This is a genomic window from Lentzea sp. NPDC005914, from assembly GCF_040629405.1.
GTDB lineage: Bacteria > Actinomycetota > Actinomycetes > Mycobacteriales > Pseudonocardiaceae > Lentzea.
Genome location: NZ_JBEXVQ010000012.1, coordinates 141,781 through 161,506 on the forward strand (window position 1 = coordinate 141,781; position 19,726 = coordinate 161,506).

General features: G+C 68.9%; 16 protein-coding genes and 1 riboswitch. Of the genes, 6 read left to right on the top strand and 10 right to left on the bottom strand.

The features are described from left to right. Positions 1-14: 14 nt before the first annotated feature. From glmU to pth, 5 genes are all read left to right on the top strand, one after another. Positions 15-1,484 (top strand): bifunctional UDP-N-acetylglucosamine diphosphorylase/glucosamine-1-phosphate N-acetyltransferase GlmU, encoded by a 1,470-nt coding sequence (glmU, locus tag ABZ345_RS19220; RefSeq protein WP_359850028.1) that lies wholly within the window; start codon positions 15-17, stop codon positions 1,482-1,484. Between the two features lie 14 nt (positions 1,485-1,498). After that, positions 1,499-2,470, top strand: coding sequence for a ribose-phosphate diphosphokinase (locus ABZ345_RS19225; RefSeq protein WP_359850299.1), 972 nt, complete (start codon positions 1,499-1,501; stop codon positions 2,468-2,470). A 290-nt stretch (positions 2,471-2,760) separates the two neighbouring features. Then, positions 2,761-3,360: a 50S ribosomal protein L25/general stress protein Ctc gene (locus ABZ345_RS19230; RefSeq protein WP_359850031.1), complete on the top strand. Its 600-nt coding sequence runs from the start codon at positions 2,761-2,763 to the stop codon at positions 3,358-3,360. Positions 3,361-3,431: 71 nt separating this feature from the next. Further along, positions 3,432-3,929 (top strand): DivIVA domain-containing protein, encoded by a 498-nt coding sequence (locus tag ABZ345_RS19235; protein ID WP_359850302.1) that lies wholly within the window; start codon positions 3,432-3,434, stop codon positions 3,927-3,929. Next, positions 3,919-4,482, top strand: a complete 564-nt coding sequence (gene pth / locus ABZ345_RS19240; protein ID WP_359850034.1) for an aminoacyl-tRNA hydrolase — start codon at positions 3,919-3,921, stop codon at positions 4,480-4,482. The genes ABZ345_RS19235 and pth overlap by 11 nt, the downstream gene beginning before the upstream one ends. Positions 4,483-4,581: 99 nt before the next feature. Here pth and ABZ345_RS19245 read toward each other — a convergent pair whose 3' ends face one another. After that, entirely contained in the window at positions 4,582-6,195 is a 1,614-nt protein-coding gene (locus ABZ345_RS19245; RefSeq protein WP_359850037.1) for a fatty acyl-AMP ligase, read from the bottom strand. Positions 6,196-6,295: 100 nt separating this feature from the next. On the opposite strand from ABZ345_RS19245, the gene ABZ345_RS19250 reads away from it, so the two are divergent. Continuing rightward, positions 6,296-7,588, top strand: a complete 1,293-nt coding sequence (locus ABZ345_RS19250) for a DivIVA domain-containing protein (protein ID WP_359850040.1) — start codon at positions 6,296-6,298, stop codon at positions 7,586-7,588. Here the strand turns inward: ABZ345_RS19250 and ABZ345_RS19255 are convergent. The 9 genes from ABZ345_RS19255 to metG all read right to left on the bottom strand — a co-directional run bounded on the left by ABZ345_RS19255 (position 7,585) and on the right by metG (position 19,714). Beyond that, positions 7,585-9,354, bottom strand: a complete 1,770-nt coding sequence (locus tag ABZ345_RS19255; protein ID WP_359850043.1) for an ABC-F family ATP-binding cassette domain-containing protein — start codon at positions 9,352-9,354, stop codon at positions 7,585-7,587. The two genes, ABZ345_RS19250 and ABZ345_RS19255, sit on opposite strands and share 4 nt — an antisense overlap. Positions 9,355-9,503: 149 nt before the next feature. Continuing rightward, entirely contained in the window at positions 9,504-10,466 is a 963-nt protein-coding gene (locus ABZ345_RS19260) for a 4-(cytidine 5'-diphospho)-2-C-methyl-D-erythritol kinase (protein ID WP_359850046.1), read from the bottom strand. A 57-nt stretch (positions 10,467-10,523) separates the two neighbouring features. Further along, positions 10,524-11,315 (bottom strand): MetQ/NlpA family ABC transporter substrate-binding protein, encoded by a 792-nt coding sequence (locus ABZ345_RS19265; RefSeq protein WP_359850049.1) that lies wholly within the window; start codon positions 11,313-11,315, stop codon positions 10,524-10,526. Positions 11,316-11,344: 29 nt separating this feature from the next. Next, positions 11,345-12,028: a methionine ABC transporter permease gene (locus tag ABZ345_RS19270; RefSeq protein WP_359850052.1), complete on the bottom strand. Its 684-nt coding sequence runs from the start codon at positions 12,026-12,028 to the stop codon at positions 11,345-11,347. Continuing rightward, positions 12,025-13,023, bottom strand: a complete 999-nt coding sequence (locus ABZ345_RS19275; RefSeq protein WP_359850055.1) for a methionine ABC transporter ATP-binding protein — start codon at positions 13,021-13,023, stop codon at positions 12,025-12,027. Before ABZ345_RS19275 ends, ABZ345_RS19270 begins: the two co-directional genes overlap by 4 nt. Positions 13,024-13,239: 216 nt before the next feature. Next, positions 13,240-13,333, bottom strand: a riboswitch (SAM riboswitch). Positions 13,334-13,421: 88 nt separating this feature from the next. After that, entirely contained in the window at positions 13,422-14,255 is an 834-nt protein-coding gene (gene rsmA / locus ABZ345_RS19280) for a 16S rRNA (adenine(1518)-N(6)/adenine(1519)-N(6))-dimethyltransferase RsmA (RefSeq protein ID WP_359850305.1), read from the bottom strand. A gap of 1,137 nt (positions 14,256-15,392) precedes the next feature. Next, the gene (locus ABZ345_RS19285; RefSeq protein WP_359850058.1) at positions 15,393-16,802 is read right to left on the bottom strand and encodes a transglycosylase family protein; all 1,410 of its coding nucleotides are present in this window, start codon (positions 16,800-16,802) and stop codon (positions 15,393-15,395) included. Positions 16,803-17,105: 303 nt separating this feature from the next. Beyond that, positions 17,106-17,927, bottom strand: a complete 822-nt coding sequence (locus ABZ345_RS19290) for a TatD family hydrolase (protein WP_359850061.1) — start codon at positions 17,925-17,927, stop codon at positions 17,106-17,108. After that, complete coding sequence (gene metG / locus ABZ345_RS19295; protein WP_359850064.1) at positions 17,924-19,714, bottom strand: methionine--tRNA ligase; 1,791 nt, start codon at positions 19,712-19,714, stop codon at positions 17,924-17,926. The genes ABZ345_RS19290 and metG overlap by 4 nt, the downstream gene beginning before the upstream one ends. Positions 19,715-19,726: the final 12 nt, after the last annotated feature.

A 19,726-nucleotide genomic window follows, 5' to 3' on the forward strand; every position in this document is an offset into this window, starting at 1 on the left:
TAGGGAGAGCATTGATGCTCGAGGGCCCTGTCAGCACTGTCGTGCTCGCCGCCGGGGAAGGCACCCGCATGCGGTCGTCCACGCCCAAGGTGCTGCATCGGATCGCCGGACGATCACTCGTCGAACACGCGGTGCGCGCGGCGGCCGGCACAGATCCCGACCACCTGGCCGTCGTCGTCGGCCACGGTCGTGAAGCCGTGAGCGAGCATCTCGAAGGTCTGGCCGAGACGCTGGGCCGCAAGGTCACCGTCGCGGTGCAGGCCGAGCAGAAGGGCACCGGGCACGCCGTCTCGTGCGGCCTGGCCGAGCTGCCGCACGACCTGGGCGGCACCGTGATCGTGAGCTACGGCGACGTGCCGTTGCTCGACACCCAGACCTTCAAGGCCCTGCTGGCCGAACACGCGTCGGCGGGCAACGCGGTGACCGTGCTGACGGCCGTGGTGGACAACCCGGTCGGCTACGGCCGGATCGTGCGCTCCAATGACGGCACCGTGCAGCGGATCGTCGAGCAGAAGGACGCCTCCTCCACCGAACAGCTGATCACCGAGATCAACTCCGGTGTGTACGCGTTCGACGCGGCGGTGCTGCGGGACGGCCTGTCGCGGCTGTCGACCGACAACGCGCAGGGCGAGCTCTACCTGACCGACGTGCTGGGCATCGCCCGCGGTGACGGCCGCCGGGTCGGCGCGCTGATCGCGGCCGACCCCTGGCTGGTCGAGGGCATCAACGACCGCGTGCAGCTCGCCGCCGTCGGTGCCGAGATGAACCGCCGGATCGTCGAGGGCCACCTGCGCGCCGGCGTGACCTTCGTCGACCCGACTTCCGCGTGGGTCGACGCGGACGTGCGGATCGGCCAGGACGCGCTGATCGAGCCGAACGTGCAGCTCCGCGCCGGGACCGTCGTGGGCGCCCGTGCCGTGGTCGGGCCGGACACGACGCTGTCCGGTGTGAAGATCGGTGACGGCGCCTCCGTCGTGCGCACGCACGGCAGCGACTCGGTGATCGGCGAGAACGCCACCGTCGGCCCGTTCGCCTACCTCCGCCCCGGCACGTCGCTGGGCGTGAAGGGCAAGATCGGCACGTTCGTCGAGACCAAGAACGCGCAGATCGGCGAGGGTTCGAAGGTCCCGCACCTGTCGTACATCGGTGACGCCACGATCGGCGACCACAGCAACATCGGCGCGGCGTCGGTGACCGTCAACTACGACGGCGTCAACAAGCACCGCACGACCGTCGGATCCCACTGCCGCACCGGCTCGGACAACATGTTCGTGGCCCCGGTGACCGTGGGCGACGGCGCCTACACCGGCGCGGGCACCGTCCTGCGCCGCAACGTCCCGCCGGGCGCGCTCGCCGTGTCCGGTGGCCCTCAGCGCAACCTCGAAGGCTGGGTCATCAGCCGACGGGAAGGAACCGCCGCTGCTCAGGCAGCGGCAGAGGCCCTCGCGAAGCAGAATGACGAGAAGACAGAGGAGGGTCGCTGATCGTGAACCCGCAGATGCCCGGTACACCGAAGAAGAACCTGATGCTCTTCGGCGGGCGTGCCTACCCGGAGCTGACGGAAGAGATCGCGAAGCACCTCAACGTCACGGTGACCCCGCAGCAGGCCTACGACTTCGCGAACGGTGAGATCTTCGTCCGCTTCGAGGAGTCCGTGCGCGGCTGCGACGCGTTCGTCATCCAGTCGCACACCGCGCCCATCAACCAGTGGCTGATGGAACAGCTGATCATGGTCGACGCCCTGAAGCGCGCCTCGGCCAAGCGCATCACGGTGATCATGCCGTTCTACCCGTACAGCCGGCAGGACAAGAAGCACCGCGGCCGCGAGCCGATCTCCGCTCGCCTCGTGGCGGACCTCTTCAAGACCGCGGGCGCCGACCGTCTCGTGTCCGTCGACCTGCACACCGCCCAGATCCAGGGCTTCTTCGACGGCCCGGTCGACCACCTGTGGGCGATGCCTCTGCTCGCGGACCACATCCGCAGCAAGTACGCGGGCCACGAGATCACCGTCGTCTCCCCCGACTCCGGCCGCACCAAGCTGGCCGAGAAGTGGGCGGACACGCTGGGCGGCACGCCGATCGCGTTCATCCACAAGACGCGTGACCCGCTGCGGCCCAACGAGGTCGTCTCGAACCGCGTGGTCGGCAAGGTCCAGGGCCGCCTCTGCATCGTGATCGACGACATGGTCGACACCGGCGGCACCATCGCCGGCGCGGTGAAGCAGCTGCTGAACGAGGGCGCCGCCGACGTGGTGATCGCCGCCACGCACGGCATCCTGTCCGGCCCGGCCACCCAGCGCCTGCAGGACTCCGGTGCCCGCGAGGTCGTGTTCACCGACACCCTGCCGATCCCGGCGGAGAAGCGGTTCCCGAACATGACCGTGCTCTCGATCGCGCCGCTGCTGGCTCGTGTGATCCAGGAAGTGTTCGAGGACGGGTCCGTCACGTCGCTGTTCGACGGCAACGCTTGACCTGAGCTCCTCGACGGGGCCTCGTTCGTCCGGTTTCCGGGCGGGGAGGCCCCTTCGCTTTTCGCGAGGTACCCCCCGATTAACACCACCGACACCCCCTCACCTACACTGGTCGGGTTGCCTCGGCGAGGGCGAGCTTGGATGCTCGGCGTGATCGACGCGGTGGCTTGATGCCGCGCGTGTTGACGTTCATTTCCGCGCGCTGCTCGCCGCCGCTGGCCACCACCCCAACGCTGATACTTGTGCACCGCCCCGACGTACAAGGCCAGACTTGTAAGGAGTACCCCACCGTGTCCGAGGTCCGTCTCGCCGCTGAGCAGCGCACCGAATTCGGCAAGGGCGCCGCCCGCCGTACCCGCCGCGCCGGCAAGATCCCCGCGGTGCTCTACGGCCACGGTTCCGACCCGAAGCACCTGGCCCTGCCGGCGCTCGAGTTCGCCCGTGTCGTCCGTGAGCACGGCCAGAACGCCGTCCTCACCCTCGCCCTCGACGGCGGGAGTGAACTGGCGCTCACCAAGACCGTCACCACGCACCCCATCAAGAACTACATCGAGCACGTCGACCTGCTGCTCGTCCAGCGCGGCGAGAAGGTCACCGTCGAGGTGCCGCTGGTCATCTCCGGCGAGCCCGCCTCCGGCACGCTGGTGACGCAGGACCTCTCCACCATCACCATCGAGGCCGACGCGCTCAACATCCCCGACCAGATCGAGCTGTCGATCGCGGGGGTTGCCGCCGGCACCCAGATCCACGCCAGCGACCTGAACCTGCCGGAGGGCGCCACGCTCGCCGGTGACGCCGACGCGCTCGTGGTCGCCGTCAACGAGGCGCCGTCCGCGGCGCAGCTCGAGGGTGACGAGGCCGCTCCGGCCGAGGCCACCGAGGAAAGCTGAGCCCCATCACGTCGGGCCGTACAGACGGCGCGCCACCCCCTCACGAGGGGGGAGGCGCGCCGTCTGCATACCTGCGGCCGACCGAGATCCGGGCCAAGACCTTCCGCCGCAAGCGCCAGGGCTACGACCCGGACCAGGTGAACGAGTTCATGCTGATCGTCGCCGACGCCCTGGCCGGCCGGATCCGCCTGAACCCGGACCACGTGCGCACCGTCAGGTTCGCCACGGTCCCCAACGGCTTCGACCCGCTGAGCGTCGACGGCGTCCTGCACCTGCTGGAGTTCCAGGTCCGCAACGGCATCGTGCCGCCCACGGGCCTGAACACCGGCGAGGACCTGCACGACCGCAAGCTGCCGAAGACCGGCACCGGCTACGATCGCGCCGAAGTGGACGCCTTCGTGGCCCGTGCCGCGGCCAACCTGGACGGCCGCGGTGCCATGACCTCCACCGAGGTCCGCAACACCCGGTTCAGCACCACGTCCGGCCTGCTGGGCAAGGGGTACCAGGTGCAGGCCGTGGACGCGTTGCTGGACGACCTCGAGCAGGAGTTGCGGTTCCGTGGACGATGACCTCGCCCTCATTGTCGGCCTGGGCAACCCGGGCCCGAAGTACGAGGGCAACCGCCACAACATCGGCTTCCTGGTCCTCGACGAACTGGCCGCCCGCGTAGGCGGCAAGTTCAAGGCCCACAAGTCCGGCGCCGAGATCGTCGAGGGCCGCCTGTCCGGCCACCGCGTGGTCCTGGCCAAGCCCCGCAGCTTCATGAACCTCTCCGGCGGCCCGGTCTCGAGCGCCGCGAAGTTCTTCAAGCCCACGCTGATCGTCGTCATCCACGACGAGTTGGACCTCCCGTTCGCCACCATCCGCATGAAGCTCGGCGGCGGCGACAACGGCCACAACGGACTCCGCTCGATCACGAAGTCCCTGGGCACCAAGGACTACCACCGCGTCCGCTTCGGCGTCGACCGCCCGTCGGGCCGCCAGGACCCCGCCGACTACGTCCTGAAGGACTTCTCGACGGTGGAGCGCAAGCAGCTCGCGCTGGAGATCGACCGGGCGGCGGACGCGACCGAGGCGCTGGTCACCAAGGGCCTGGAAGCCGCCCAAAACGCCTTCCACTGAGCCGCAGGACCCTGCTGGCACGAGCTCCCCCGCAGGAGCGCGAGGGAGCTGCACAGCTCGCCGATGCTCTCGACGACCTCTGCTGGACCAGTGCGGCCGCTAGACCAACGCGGCCGCCGCGGACCGGCGAAGCTTCCCGGAAGGCGTCTTCGGCAACGTCCCCGGCGGCTGCACCACCACAGCGAACGGCCGCAACCCGACCGCGTCCACGACCCGCGCCGTCACTTCCTTGACGAGAGCCTTCTCCGCCTCGGCGTCCCCGGCCAGCTTCGACTCCAGCACCACGGCGAACCGCTCCCGCTGCGTCCCGGCGTCCAGCCGCACGGCGACCGCGTTGCCGGCCCGCACCCCGTCCACCGAGCAGGCGGCACGCTCCACATCGGTCGGATAGATGTTCCGCCCGCCCATGATGATGACGTCCTTGCGCCGCCCGCAGACGACGACCTGACCGTCCTCCACGACGTACCCGATGTCCCCAGTGGACAACCACCCGGAGTCGTCCTGAGTGGCCAGAGGACCGTTCACGGTCAGGTAGCCGGGCGTGACGGCCTCACCGCGGATCTGCAGCTCACCGACATCCCGAACACCGAGCACGTCACCCGAGTCGGAGACCACCCGAAGTTCCAGGCCGGGCAGCGGCGGCCCGAGCAACGGGAACGCACGCCCCTCCGAAGCAGGCACAGCCCGCCGATCCGCCTCGACGGCGTCCGCGTCCACCACGTCCACGGAAAGCCCTGTGAACAGCGGCGCGAAAGCCACACCCAGAGTGGTCTCCGCCATGCCATAAGCAGCCAGGATCGACTCCGGCCGCAACCCGAACCGAGCCCCGGCCGTGACGAACGCCTCCACCGCGGCGGGGTCGATCGGTTCGGCCCCGTTCAACGCCAGCCGCAACGACGACAGGTCGAAGGAGTCGGTGGAAGAAGCCAGCCGGCGAGCCACGATCGCGTAGGCGAAGTTCGGGGCAGCGGTGATCGTCCCGCGATACCGGGTGATCAGGTCGGCCCACAACGTCGGACGCGACAAGAAGTCGACAGGAGTGACCTTCACCAATTCCAGACCGAACAGCATCGGCACGGTCAGGAACCCGACCATCCCCATGTCGTGGAACAGCGGCAGCCACGAAACCATGACGTCAGAGGAGGGATCCAGCGCCGCGGCGATCTCCATGCCACGCGCGTTGGCCATCAGGTTGCGGTGTGTGATTCGTACCGCCTTTGGATCGGCGGTCGATCCACTCGTCAACTGCAGCAGTGCCGTGGCATCCTCGGGAGTGGGAACAGGAGCAGCGATCGGCTCTCCGTCTAGCTCGGACAGCTTGCGATAAGGGATTCCGTGCTGGTCCAGCACGGAGGACAAGGCGTCAAACGGGCTTCCGAGCAGGACCAGACGAGAGTCGATCATGGCGAGCACCCGCAGCGTGTCCTCGGCCCACTCGGCCAGGTCGGTGCGTGGTGTGGGTTGATGCAACATCGTGACGCTGCCACCACACAGCCATGCGGCTTGCACGGCTGGGGCGATCACGGCTGGTTCGGCGGCGAGCACGGCGATCGCGGTGCCCGGCGCCACGTCGAGCGCACCGGCCATCCGCCGGGCGCGTTCGTGCACCTCGGCCCAGGTCCGGCGGACGGGCGCGGCGGGTTCACCCGTCGTCATGCCCCTGTCCCGGCCGTTGGCGGCCGTCGCCAGCATCACATCCACGAACTGACTCATGTTCGCGATCGTAGTGGCGCCGTTTGGTCCATCAGGACGAAACGTTATGCCACGCGAAACGCGATACTCCCCAGTACAGGTACGCAGGAGGAGGTCATTGGTGGATCGGGGCGGCCCCGGAGCGCAGCATCGTCTACCCGCGCATCCGGCACCTCTGCTCTCCGCGCAGGACGTGGCCCTCGTCGCGTTCCATCGGCCCCCCAAGGGCGCGCGCGGGTACGACGCGGCCGAGGTGGACGCATTTCTCGACCGGGTCGAGGACACCATGCGCAGCAGAGACATCCTCACGCGCGAGGACGTCCTCGGCGTGAAGTTCAGCACCGCGACCCGGGATCCGGGCTACGACGTGAACGAGGTCAACGTCTTCATGGAGCTCGTCGCGGACACCTTGCGGTCCACTCCGCAACGCCAGCAGGCCTCCGCACCCGCTCAGGGTGCGCACGCCACGTCGCAGGCGCTCAGACCCGCGGTACGACTGTCTCCTGACGACGTGGGCGCCGTGCGCTTCCACAAGCCCAGACCGGGCACGCGCGGGTACCACGAGGGCCAGATCGACGCGTTTCTCGACCGCATCGAGGCCACCCTGCGCGGAGAGGACAACCTGACGGCTCAGCAGGTCCAGGACGCGGTGTTCGGCGAGACCGCTCCCGGCACCTTCGGGTACGACGAGGAGGACGTCGACACGTTCCTCGACCTCGTGGTGCTCATGTTCGAAACCGCGCCGCCGCCCTCCAGGCCGGCGCCACCGACCACGCAGCTGCCCCAGCAGCAGCAAAGGCCCCAGCAACGCCGTCCACAACCGCCGCCACGCCCTCAGCAGCTGCCGCCGGCCCAGCAGCCCGCGCAGCCCAGGGCCATCGACTCACCGAAGCTCACAGCCGACGACATCCGCAACATCGCGTTCCACCGCCCTCCCCGCGGGCGCCGCGGCTACCAGGAGTCCCAGGTGGACGCGTTCCTCGACCGCATCGAGGCGACCCTGCGCGGCCAGGACAACCTGACCGGCAAGGACATCCGTGACGTGAGGTTCTCCCGTCCGCTCATCGGACGGCGCGGCTACGACGAGACCGAGGTCGACGGGTTCTTGGGTCAGATCGAGAAGCAGCTCTCCGGACCGGTGCGCAGCATGCCGCAGGTGAAGTCGTGGAAGGACCTGCGCCAGCTGCGGATCCCGCAGGCGGCGGCCGGCCAGCGCGGCTACCGCACCGCGCAGGTCGACAGGATGCTCGAGGAGATCGGCGTCGCGCTCGACGGCATGCTCGGGGCGAACTCCGAAGAGGTCTTGAAGGCGCGCTTCAGCTACGCGCTGCTCTCCGGCCAGGGCTACGACACGTCGTTCATCGACGAGCTGCTGCCCCAGCTCGCCGCCGAACTGCGCCGCAGGGGCCGTTAGCCCTCCACCACCTCGGCCGCGGCCATCCACTGAGCCTCGACGTCGCTTTCCTCCGCCAGCACGGCGCGGAGCTCGGCGTCGAGCTTCAGCAGCCTGTCCGGGTCGGTCGCGGCCTCGGCCAGTGCGGCGTGCAGCTCGGCTTCCTTCTTGTGCAGCACCTCGAGACGGCGCTCCAGCCGTGCCAGCTCCTTGCGGGCGGCGCGCTGGTCCGCGGCGTTCGACGGCGTCTTGTCCGCGGCGGGTGCGGCGGCGTTCTCCCTGTCGCGCAACGAGTCGCGGCGCTTCAGGTACTCCTCGATCCCGCCGGGCAGGTCGGTCAGCCCGCCGTCGCCGAACAGGGCCACGACCTTGTCGCACACGCGCTCGACGAGGTACCGGTCGTGCGAGATCACGACGAGCGTGCCGGGCCACGAGTCGAGCAGATCTTCCAGCTGCTGCAACGTGTCGATGTCCAGGTCGTTCGTCGGCTCGTCGAGCAGCAGCACGTTCGGCTCGGCCATCAGCAGCCGGCACAGCTGCAACCGCCGCCGCTCGCCACCGGACAGGTCCGACACCGGCGTCCACTGCTTCTGCGACGAGAAGCCGAAGCGCTCACCCAGCTGCGACGCCGACATCTCGTACTTGCCGAGCACGACCCGCCGTGCGATCTCCTCGATCGCCTCCAGCACGCGCATCGACCCGTCGAGGTCGAGCAGCTCCTGCGAGAGGTGCGCGATCTTCACGGTCGAGCCCTGGATCCGCTTGCCCGTCTCGGGTTCGCGTTCCCCCGCCAGCAGTCGCAGCAACGTCGTCTTGCCGGAACCGTTGACGCCGACCAGACCGATCCGCTCGCCGGGACCGATGCGCCACGTCAGGTCGCGCACCAGCACACGGTCCGGAATGGACAGTGTCACGTCCTCGACCTCGATCACCGTGCGGCCCAGGCGCTTCTTGGCGAACGCGAGCAGCTCGACGTTGTCCCGCACCGGCGGCACGTCCGCGATCAACGCCTCGGCGGCCTCGATCCGGTAGCGCGGCTTGGACGTGCGGGCGGGTGCGCCGCGACGCAGCCACGCGAGCTCCTTGCGCGCCAGGTTCTGCCGCTTCTCCTCCAGCACGTCGGCCAGGCGAGTCCGCTCGGCACGGGCGTAGATCCAGTCGGCGTAGCCGCCCTCGTACTGCTCGACCTTGCCCTGCTGCACCTCCCACGTGCGGTTGCAGACCGTGTCGAGGAACCACCTGTCGTGGGTGACGACCACGAGCGCGCACTTGCGGGCCAGCAGGTGCTCCGCGAGCCACCGCACACCCTCGACGTCCAGGTGGTTGGTCGGCTCGTCCAGCACCAGCAGTTCGAGATCCTGGATCAACGCGGCCGCCAGCACGACGCGGCGGCGCTCGCCACCGGACATCGTGGAGACCACGGAGTCCAGGCCCAGCGCGGTGATCCCGAGTCCATCCAAAATGGACCGCACGCGGGCGTCCGACGCCCACTCGTGCTCGGCGTCGAACCCGAGCGGGTCGATCACCGCGTTGCGCACGGTCGAACCGTCGGGCAGTTCGGTCCGCTGCGTCACGACCGCCATCCGCAGGTCGCGCGACCGCGAGACCCGGCCGTCGTCGGACGGTTCCACCCCGGCCAGCACCTCGAGCAGCGTCGTCTTGCCGCCGCCGTTCAGGCCGACGACACCGATCCGGTCGCCCTCGTTGACGCCGAGCGACACGCCGTCGAGCAGCGGCCGGACGCCGAACGACTTCGACACGGACTCCAGGTTGACCAGGTTGGCCATCAAAACCTCACGACTTCAGAAGAAATGCCCCGGTGAAGGCTACCTACCGAGGCCAAAGCCCCTGCTCACCAGCCTTGAACAGGGAGAGGACCCGCAACGCGTCGTCGCTGCGGCCGTGGTGGGGTCTTCGCACCGGGACACGCGTGGATCTAGGCGTGCACCTCGGGCGGCGTCGGCTTCGGCTCCTCGGTGGTGATCACGCGAGCGCCGTGCACCGGCCCGTGCGCCACCCGGACCGTCCGGCACACCCCGGCGCCGGCCAGTTCGGCGGCCACGCGCACCGCCGTGTCGGCGTCCTCGCACAGGAACGCCGTCGTGGGGCCGGAACCGGACACGATGCCGGCCAGCGCACCCGCGTCGACGCCCGCGCGCAACGTGCGGCGCAGGTTCGGCCGCAGCGAGACGGCGGCGGCCTGCAGGTCGTTGCCCAGCAGCAGGGCGAGCTGGCGCGGGTCTCCTGAGGACAGTCCCTCCAGGACCGCCTCGACCTCGCCGACGCGCGGCGGGTCACCCTCTACCCGCAGGCGATCCAGCTCGTCGAACACGTCCGGGGTGGACAGTCCACGACGGTCGAACGCGAGCACCCAGTGGAACTGGTGGCGCGCGAGCACCGGCACGATCCGCTCGCCGCGGCCGGTGCCGAGCGCGGTGCCGCCGTACAGGGCGAAGGGGACGTCCGCGCCGAGCTTCCCGGCGAGTTCGGCCAGCTCGTCGCGACTGATCTCCAAGCGCCACAACGACGACAGGCCCACGAGCGTCGCCGCCGCGTCCGCGCTGCCGCCCGCCATGCCGCCCGCGACGGGGATGGCCTTGCGGATGACGACGCGGACCTTCGGGTCGTCCGGGTCCTTGCCGACGTGCGTGGCCAGCAGGCGAACGGCGCGCCACGCGAGGTTCGAGGCACCCGTGGGCACCTGGTCGGCGCCTTCGCCGTGGCACTCGACGCCGGGTTCGTCCGCCACGGCGACGGTGACCTCGTCGACCAGCGAGAGCGCCTGGAAGATGGTCACCAGGTCGTGGTAGCCGTCCGGACGCACGTCACCGACGGCCAGGTGCAGGTTGACCTTGGCCGGGACGCGGACCGTGACCGGGGGTGGAACGACTGCGAGCACCATGTCAGCCTACGGGCGTTCTGGAGTCGTGGACTCCTCCCCCGGTCACCCCAGATCTCAAACCGGGATCACGGAGCCGTTGTAGGTCTGCTTGATGTAGTCCTTGACCTGCTGCGACCCGAGCAGCTCCGCCAGGTCGCGGATCCGCTTGTCGTCCTTGAGCTCGGTCCTCGTCACCAGGCCGTTCGCGTTCGGGTTGCCCTCGGCCTTCTCCAGCGCGAGCGCGTCCGTGGCCGGCTTGAGGCCCGCGTCGATGGCGTAGTTGCCGTTGATCACCGACGCGTCGGTGTCCTCCAGTGAACGGGGCAGCTGAGCGGCTTCCAGCGGCACGAACTGCAGGTTCTTGGGGTTCTCCGCGATGTCGCGCACGGTCGGCTGGTCCACGGCCTTGAGCTTGATCAGGCCGTTGGCCTCGAGCAGCTTCAGGCCGCGCGCCTCGTTCGTGGCGTCGTTCGCGACGGCGATCTTGGCGTTCTGCGGCAGCTCGCCGACCTTCTTGGCCTTCTTGGAGTAGAGGCCCAGCGGCTCGACGTGAACAGGGGCGATCCACTCGACCTTGGCGCCGCTCTCCTTCGTGAAGGTCGCCAGGTACGGGACGGTCTGGAAGTAGTTGGCGTCGAGCGAGCCGTCGACCAGCGCGGTGTTGGGCTGCACGTAGTCGGTGAACTCGACGACCTCGACCTTCAGGCCCTTCTGCGCGGCGAGGTTCTCCGCCACGTACTTGAGGATCTGCGCGTGCGGGACGGGCGAGACGCCGACCTTCAACGTGTCCGAAGAGGACGCGCCACCGGACGAGCAAGCGGACAAAACAGTCAGGGCAGCCGCGATCAGGGCAGCACGAATACGCATTACGTTCCTTTTGAGAAATTACGAGTGGTTCAGACGGAGGCGTGCCTGCGCCGGTCGGACGCGCGGGCGGCACGGGTGAAGCCGAGCTGGATCAGTGTCGTGAGCACGGCGAGCCACGCCACGGTGCTCCACAGGATCCGGTCGTTGAAGCGCTGGTAGCCCTCGCGGATCGCCAGGTCGCCGAGGCCACCGCCGCCGATCACGCCCGCCATGGCGGAGTAGCCGATCAGGGCGATCACGGTGACGCCGATGGCGTTGATCAGCGCGGGCAGCGACTCGCGGATCAGCACGCTGCGCACGATCCTGATGGTCGAGGCACCGGTCGTCACCGCGGCCTCGACCACGGTCACGTGCACCTCGGACAGGATGTTCTGCACGAGCCGTCCGACGAACGGGATCGCACCCACGGCCAACGGCACGATGACCGCCGTACTACCGATGGATCCGCCGACGATGAGGTGGGTGACCGACGTGAGCGCGACGAGCAGCACGATGAACGGCATCGAGCGGCCCAGGTCGGTGATGAAGCCGAGAACGCGGTGCAGCGCCTGGTTCGGCCGCAGCCCGCCCTTGGCGGTGAGCTGCAGCCAAACTCCGACGGGAATTCCGAAAGCTGTGGCGATCACGGTGGAGACGCCGACCATGTACAGCGTCTCCCCGGTGGCCTCGACGAGGTAGCTCAGCACGTCGGGCCAGGGTGTTGCAGACCTCACGCAGCTACTCCCTGCGGCCCCTTCAGGGACCTCTGCACCGCACCGCCGGCCTCGCTGATCCACTCCAGCGCGGAGTCGGACCGCTCGCCGTTCAGGCCGAGGCGGAACCGCGCGACCGGAGTCTCGCCCAGACGCGTGAGGCCACCGCCGACGATGTTCAGCTCGACGCCGAACCGGTGCGACACCTCGGGCAGCAGGGCACCGACCGCGGCGAACCCGACGAGCACGACGTCCGCGACGCGGTCGTAGGCGCTCTCGTTGATCGGGTTCAGGTCGACGGCGGGCAGCAGCGCACTGCTCGTACGGCTGCCGGCGTCGCCGACCAGGTCGAGGACCTTGCCATGCTCGACGACGCGACCCTGCTCCAGCACGGCGACGTCATCGCAGATCTTCCGGACCACGCCCATGTCGTGCGTGACGATGAGCACGGTCACACCCAGCTCAGCGCGCGCACGGTCGAGCACGGTCAGCACGGATCCGGTGGTCTCCGGGTCGAGCGCTGACGTGGGCTCGTCGGCGAGCAGAACTGACGGGTTCGCGGCGAGTGCGCGCGCCACCGCGATGCGCTGACGCTGCCCGCCGGACAGCTGGTCGGGGTAGGAGGCGGCCTTGTCGGTCAGGCCGACGAGGTCCAGCAGCTCGCCAACACGGCTGCGGCGCTGCGGTCCGGGGATGCCCGCACTCTCGAGCGGCAGGGCGATGTTGCCGGCGGCGGTGCGCTGCCTGAGGAGGGAATCCCCTTGCGGCACAACGCCGATCTGCCTGCGGGCGGCCCTCAGGGCCGACCCGTCCAGCGCGGTGATGTCCGTGCCGTCGACGCGAATGGCGCCGGAGTCGGGACGCTCGAGCAGCGCAACGCAGCGCGCGAGCGTCGACTTGCCGGCCCCGCTCGGGCCGACCACGCCGAGCACGGTGCCCGCCCCGACGTCGAGGGTCACGCCGTTGAGGGCGTTGACACCCTGGAAGGACTTGGTGAGGTTTTCGACTGTGATCACGTCTGCTCCACGGCTGCGCGCGACGGCACACACGCCTCGTGGGCGGTGCGCGGTCGGAGTTCTGCTGCTCAGGTGTGCGCCACTCTTAGGCTGAGTGCGCGTCAAAGGACTTTGAGAAGGCGCCTTAGACGAGGTGGCGACGACATGCAGAGGACGTGCGGCGGCACTGGTCGACGACTCGCCGGCGCGTCAGCATTCGCGTGGTACCCATGTGATCCTCCATCGGTCCTGGCGTTAGCACCTGCCCGCATCCAGCGGGTGGTTGCTGCGACGTCGTAGAGCCAGGTCTCTCAGTCGCTCCGGATGGCAAGTAGCAGTCAACCGGACGCACGTTCGGTTGCGCAAGCCAGAATCCGATTCGTTCGACAGATCACACTGTTGGCCGATGGATCTCCGGCCTAGACCTCCGCGATCCGGATGAAGTCGATCACGCTGAGCTGCTCACCCCTGGCCTGAGGGTCGACGCCGGCCTCTTCGAGCAGCTCGTCGATGTTGACGTCGTGCGCGCCCGCCCACCCCTTGAGGGCCGCGCGGAGCGTCTTGCGGCGTTGCGCGAAGGCCGCGTCGACGATCCCGAAGAGCCTCTTGCGGTCCACTGTGGACAGCGGACTTTCGTGACGGCGAAAGGAAACCAGGCCCGAGTCCACGTTGGGCGCGGGCCAGAAGACGTTCCTGCCGACCGGCCCGGCCTTCTTCGCCTTCCCGTACCAGGCGATCTTCACGCTGGGGACGCCGTAGATCTTGCTGCCGGGGTCGGCGGCCATCCGGTCGGCGACCTCGGCCTGCACCATCACCAGGCCCTTTTGGAGGCTCGGGAGCTCGTGCAGGAGGTGCAGGACCACCGGCACGGCGACGTTGTAGGGCAGGTTGGCCACGATCGCGGTGGGCTGGACCACGAGGTCGTCTCGAGTGACCTTCATGGCGTCCTTGAGGACGACGTGCAGCTTGGCCGCGTTCTCGGGGTCCATCTCGCTCGCGGTCTGCGGGAGGCGGTGTGCGAGCGGGGGGTCGATCTCCACCGCCACGACCTGCTTGGCGCTGGGGAGCAGGGCGAGGGTCAGGGAACCCAGGCCCGGGCCGACCTCCAGGACGATGTCGTCTTGCGTGAGGCCGGCTGCGGCGACGATCTTGCGGACCGTGTTGGGGTCGTGCACGAAGTTCTGGCCCAGCTTCTTGGTGGGTCGGATGCCCAGCTCTTCGGCCAGACGTCTCACTTCGGCGGGTCCCAGCAGGCTCACTTGAGCATTCTCGCAGGTGGGTTGGGGGGATGGAGGGCGGGTGTCGGGGTGGGGGCTGGAGGGAGTGCCGAGGGGGTGGGTGCTGGAGGCCGAATGGCAGGGGGCGGGTAGCGGCGGACGGGCCGGCGACAAGCGGGCGGACGGGCAGCGAGCGGACGGGCAGCGAGCGGACGGGCAGCGAGCGGACGGGCTGCAGCGAGCGAGCGGGCGGGCAGCGAGCGGGCGGCAGCGGGTACCGGGGGCGGGCGGGAGCCGGGGGCAGGAGCCATAGGGCGAGTGGGCTGGGGCGGGTGCCTGAGAGCGGGTGGCAGGGGCGAGCGACAGCCGGGTGGGCGGCAGCGGACGGGCGGGTGCCGGGAGCGGGTGCCGGGAGCGGGTGCCGGGAGCGGGTGCCGGGAGCGGGTGCCGGGAGCGGGTGCCGGGAGCGGGTGCCGGGAGCGGGTGGTCACCTTGCGAGGGCTGGTCACGTTCCAGCGGAGGGTCGCCAGCAGTGCGGGCCGGTCGCGTTCCAGCGTGCTTGCGAGGGCAATACCGGGCCGGGTCAAGTCATCGCCGCTTCGCGACGATTGCGATTGGGGCTTGACTTCGAGCCTCTAGCGAGATGCTTCATCGGCCTTAAAAGGCCGGGCATAAGGAGCCCGGCCGTTCCCTCAACGGTAGCATCTCGCACTCGAAGTCAAGCCCCAATCGCCGGGCTGCGCACGTCATCACCGCAGCTCAGAGGGCAGAGGTTCGGACGGCTCGCTTCGCATCGCCATTGGCGGCAGGGCTGCTCGCCTTCGGCATCGCTGGCGATCAAAAGCCCATTCTCCGGGCGGGCTCGTGGTCAGCCCTCGCCATCGCACCCGTGCCATGGCTGTCTGGCGGGTGGGTGGTCCCGGCTGACGCCATCCACCTGCCAGCGGGCCTGTCTACCGCGCCTATGGCAGGTGCGTGATCCCGCCAGCGAAGCCGCCCTCGACCCCTGGGCGGGTGCGTGATCTCGGCTGGCGCCACCCACCCGCCAGCGAGCCCGCCCACGCAGCCTGGGCCGGGTGCTTGCCCGCCTGGCCCGGCCCCGGACACGACGAAGGCCGCCCCCAGCGAATCGGGAGCGGCCTCGGTCAAGAAACAGCCGAAGTGGGTGCCGTTTTACGGCAGGCCCAGCTTTGCTCGGCAGCCCGGCCAGGCGCCGTAGGTGCCGCCTGCGCGGTCGCGGAGCTTCGTGGCGATGGCGATCTGCTGTTCGCGGGTGGCCTGGTGCGGGAGGGCGGCGTAGGCGGTGCCGCCGTTCGCGGCCCAGGTGCCTGCGTTGAACTGGAGGCCGCCGTAGTAGCCGTTGCCCGTGTTGATGTCCCAGCGGCCGCCTGCCTCGCAGCCGGCGAGGCGGTCCCAGACGGCGCCGTCGGGGAGGGGCTTGGTGCCCACGGTGACCTTCTTGGGCTTCGGCTCCTTGGTGACCTTGCCGCCGATCTTCTCGCGGCTGATCTCCTTGCCGTTCTTCACGGTCACGCGGTAGGTCGAGACCTGCTCGCCGGCCTCGCCCGGGTCGGTGACTTTCTGCTCGCCCGCGTTCATGTTCGGGTCGTTGGTCTTCTCGACCGGCGGGGCGACCGGCTCGTTCACGTTGATGACCGTGACGCCGGTGCGGGAGATGTAGACCTCGGCGCCGGTCGCGATCTTGACGTCCGTGCCGGAGGCGACGGCGTCTTCGGGGCCGAGGGAGAGGTTCTCGTTCTTCAGCAGCTCGTCGACGGTGACCGCGGTGGTCTGGATCTCGCGGACCGGGTTGGCGCCGTCGAAGAGCTTGACGAGCTTGCGGGTCTTGACCTCCAGGTTCATGCCTCCGAGAGGCACGTCCTGGCTACCCGGCGCGGAGAACCAGGCGCCTTCGGTCGGCACGCCCATCTGGCGGGCGGCTTCCTCGACGGTGACCGAGCGGACCCAGTCCTCGTGGGCCTGGCCGTCGACACTCATCTTGACGAGGCGGCCGCGGTCGAGGGTGATCTTGCCGCCGTCGGAGACCGGGGCGTTCAGCGAAGGCGACAGGGCGTCGTGCTCGCCGACGACGATGCCTTCCTCGGCGAGGACCTCGCCGACCGTGCCCTCGTACGAGTGGACGGTCTGCGTCGCACCGTCGACGTCGACGGTCAGCGACTTGTCCATCGCCATCGCGGTCACGCCGCCGCCGGAGATGGAGACGAGGACCGCGGCGACCGCGCCCTTGAGGAAGCGGCGCTTCCAGGACGTGACGGCGCTGACGAGGAGCTGCGGGTCCTGCTTCTCCTCTTCCTCCGACGGGAGGACGAGGGGCGGCATGATCGTCGTCTCGGCGTTGATGAGACGGATCAGCTCGTCGACGTCGACGTTCGCCGTGGCGAGGAGCTCGTCGGCGTCCGGGCCGAGCACCTCGAGCACGTCCGCGGGCGAGATGGTCAGCGCACCGGCGGGAAAGCTCGGGTGGGGGTCAACGACGCCGACCGCGGTCTTCCCGACAGGCGTGAACCAGTCGGTGTCGTCGTTGAAGTCGTACGGAGCGGCAGTTCTGTCGCTTCCAGACACTGGGTCGATACCTCCATTGCGGAAGCTCGAGGCCACCGCACAGTTGGCGCTGCAAAGATCATTCGAGGGTTGAGCTCGAAGGTTCCCGGCAACTCCTCCTACGTGGTCTCGCTTCTTCGCGCTTCTGGCATGGGTCCCGCCCCGACTGCGGGCGTGCTCCCAACCGACTGGGTCGGTCCGGGTGGCACGGTCACGGGACAGTAACGGGGTCGCGGACGTTGCGCAAACACCCCCGCCAATGTTGTGACCTCAGTCACCCCATGGGGGTAGGAACCCTTTGCTCCGTTCGTCTTACTTCGCATCTCAGTAACCAAGTCCGAACACTCGTTGAGCATTACGGGTGACGACGGAGCAGAGTTCAGAAAGATCTTCGCCACGGAGCGTGGCCAAATCCCGAACTGTGTAATTCACACAATATGGTTCATTCGGCCGCCCCCTGAACGGATGCGGTGTCAGGAACGGGGCATCCGTCTCCACCAGCAGCTGATCTTGGGGCACCAGCGCGGCCGCCTCGCGAAGAGCGCGCGCGTTCTTGAACGTCACCGGGCCCGCGAACGACAGCACGTACCCCGCGTCGACGCACCGCCGGGCGAAGTCCGCGTCACCGGAGAAGCAGTGGAAGACCACAGTGGACGGTGCGCCCTCGGACTCCAGCACCTTCAGGATGTCCTCGTGCGCGTCCCTGTCGTGGATCATCAACGGCTTCCCGACGCGCTTGGAAAGGTCGATGTGCCAACGGAAAGCCTCGTGCTGGGCGGCGGGCGGCGAGTAGTCCCAGTAGTAGTCCAGACCGGTCTCGCCGATCGCCACCACACGATCAAAAGCAGCGAGACGCTCCAGTTCGGCCTTCTCGACGTCACCGAACGAAGAGGTGCGCGTCGGGTGCACGGCCACCGCCGCGTAGACCCGCGAGTCCCAAGTGGACGCTTCGGCGGCCCACTGAGCGGCCGCCAGGTCGTCCGCCACGGTGATCACGTGCGAGACGCCGGCCGTCTCGGCCCGGTCCAGCAAAAGGCCCACACCGGCGGCATCGACAGCACCACACGCGTCGAGATGCGTGTGGGCGTCGATCACCGGTGCCGGAAGAGCTTCCGGCACCGGCGGTCGTTCACGCTTGTCGGTCACTTGACGATCGGAGCCCACTCGGGCCCGGTGTCGCCGAGTTCCTTGTCCAGCTTCGAGAACAACGGCGACGGCTTGGCCAGCGGACGGCCCACCTCGATCGGCGTCGACTCCCAGCGAGCCTGCTCACCGGCGTAGTCACCGGTCAGCACCGGGTACGAGCGGTCGGGCACGTCGAGGTCGTCGACCTCGGTCAGCGAAGGCTGCGCGGCCCACACGCCCGTGCCGCCCAGCGCCTCGTGCACCTTCTGCGCCGAGTGCGGCAGGAACGGCGTCATCAACGTGTTCGCGTCCTGCACGACCTGAAGAGCCGTGTGCAGCACCGAGTCGCGGCGGTCCGGGTCGTCCTTGAGCTTCCACGGCTCCTGGTCCGACAGGTACTTGTTCGCCGCCGAGATGACCCGCATGGCCTCGCCGGACGCCTGCTTGAACCGCGACCGGCGCAGGTGCGCGCCGACCGTGTCGAACGCCGCACGCGACTGCGCGAGCAACTCGTGGTCCGCAGGAGTCAGCGAGACGGCCTTCGGGATCGCGCCGACGTTCTTGTGCGCCATCGAGACCGACCGGTTGACCAGGTTGCCCCACTCGTTCGCCAGCTCGAAGTTCGTCCGGCGGACGAACTCCTCCCAGGTGAAGTCGGTGTCCTGATTCTCGGGACCCGCGACGGAGATGAAGTACCGCAGCGCGTCCGGCCCGAACTCCTTCAGGAAGTCGCCGACGTAGATCACGGTGCCGCGCGAGGTGGAGAACTTCGAGCCGCTCATCGTCAGGTACTCCGACGACACGACCTCGGTCGGCAGGTTCAGCGTGCCGAACCGGCCGGGCTCGCCGCCCTTGTCGCCCGCGCCGTTCTGCCCGAGCAGCAGCGACGGCCAGATCAGCGAGTGGAAGACGATGTTGTCCTTGCCCATGAAGTAGTAGCCCTGGGCGTCACCCGTCCAGAACTCCTTCCAGGCATCGGGGTTCCCGGCGCGCCGCGCCCACTCGACGGACGCCGAGAGGTACCCGATGACCGCGTCGAACCACACGTAGAACCGCTTCATCGGCTGGTCGCTCCACCCGTCGAGCGGGATCGGCACACCCCAGTCGAGGTCGCGGGTGATGGCGCGCGGCCGCAGGTCCTTGATCAGGTTCTGCGAGAACTTGAGCACGTTCGGGCGCCAGTCCGACCGCGTGCCCATCCACTTGCTCAACGACTCGATGAACGACGGCAGGTCCAGGAACAGGTGCTCGGTCTCGACGAACTTCGGCGTCTCGCCGTTGATCTTCGAGCGCGGGTTGATCAGTTCCGACGGGTCGAGCTGGTTGCCGCAGTTGTCGCACTGGTCACCGCGCGCGCCGTCGTAGCCGCAGTGCGGGCACGTGCCCTCGATGTAGCGGTCGGGCAGCGTCCGGCCGGTCGACGGGCTGATGGCGCCCATCTCCGTCTTCGGGATGACGTAGCCGTTCTTCCACAGCGCGGCGAACAGGTCCTGCACGACCTGGTAGTGGTTGCCGGTCGTCGTGCGGGTGAAGAGGTCGTAGGACAGGCCGAGGCCCTGGAGGTCAGACGCGATCACACGGTTGTACTTGTCGGCGAGCTCACGCGCGGTGAGCCCTTCCTTCTCGGCCTGCACCTGGATCGGTGTGCCGTGCTCGTCCGTGCCGCTGACCATGAGCACCCGGTGTCCGGACATTCGCATGTAGCGGGAGAAGACGTCGGACGGGACACCGAAACCGGAGACATGACCGATGTGCCGGGGGCCATTGGCGTAAGGCCAGGCCACCGCGGTCAGTACGGAGGCACTCATGCACATAGCCTA

Bases quoted from the DNA above. Each gene is read 5' to 3' on its own strand.
- glmU (WP_359850028.1), top strand. From the start codon at position 15: ATGCTCGAGGGCCCTGTCAGCACTGTCGTGCTCGCCGCCGGGGAAGGC.
- ABZ345_RS19225 (WP_359850299.1), top strand. From the start codon at position 1,499: ATGCCCGGTACACCGAAGAAGAACCTGATGCTCTTCGGCGGGCGTGCC.
- ABZ345_RS19245 (WP_359850037.1), bottom strand. From the start codon at position 6,195: ATGAGTCAGTTCGTGGATGTGATGCTGGCGACGGCCGCCAACGGCCGG.
- ABZ345_RS19255 (WP_359850043.1), bottom strand. From the start codon at position 9,354: ATGGCCAACCTGGTCAACCTGGAGTCCGTGTCGAAGTCGTTCGGCGTC.
- ABZ345_RS19265 (WP_359850049.1), bottom strand. From the start codon at position 11,315: ATGCGTATTCGTGCTGCCCTGATCGCGGCTGCCCTGACTGTTTTGTCC.
- metG (WP_359850064.1), bottom strand. From the start codon at position 19,714: ATGAGTGCCTCCGTACTGACCGCGGTGGCCTGGCCTTACGCCAATGGC.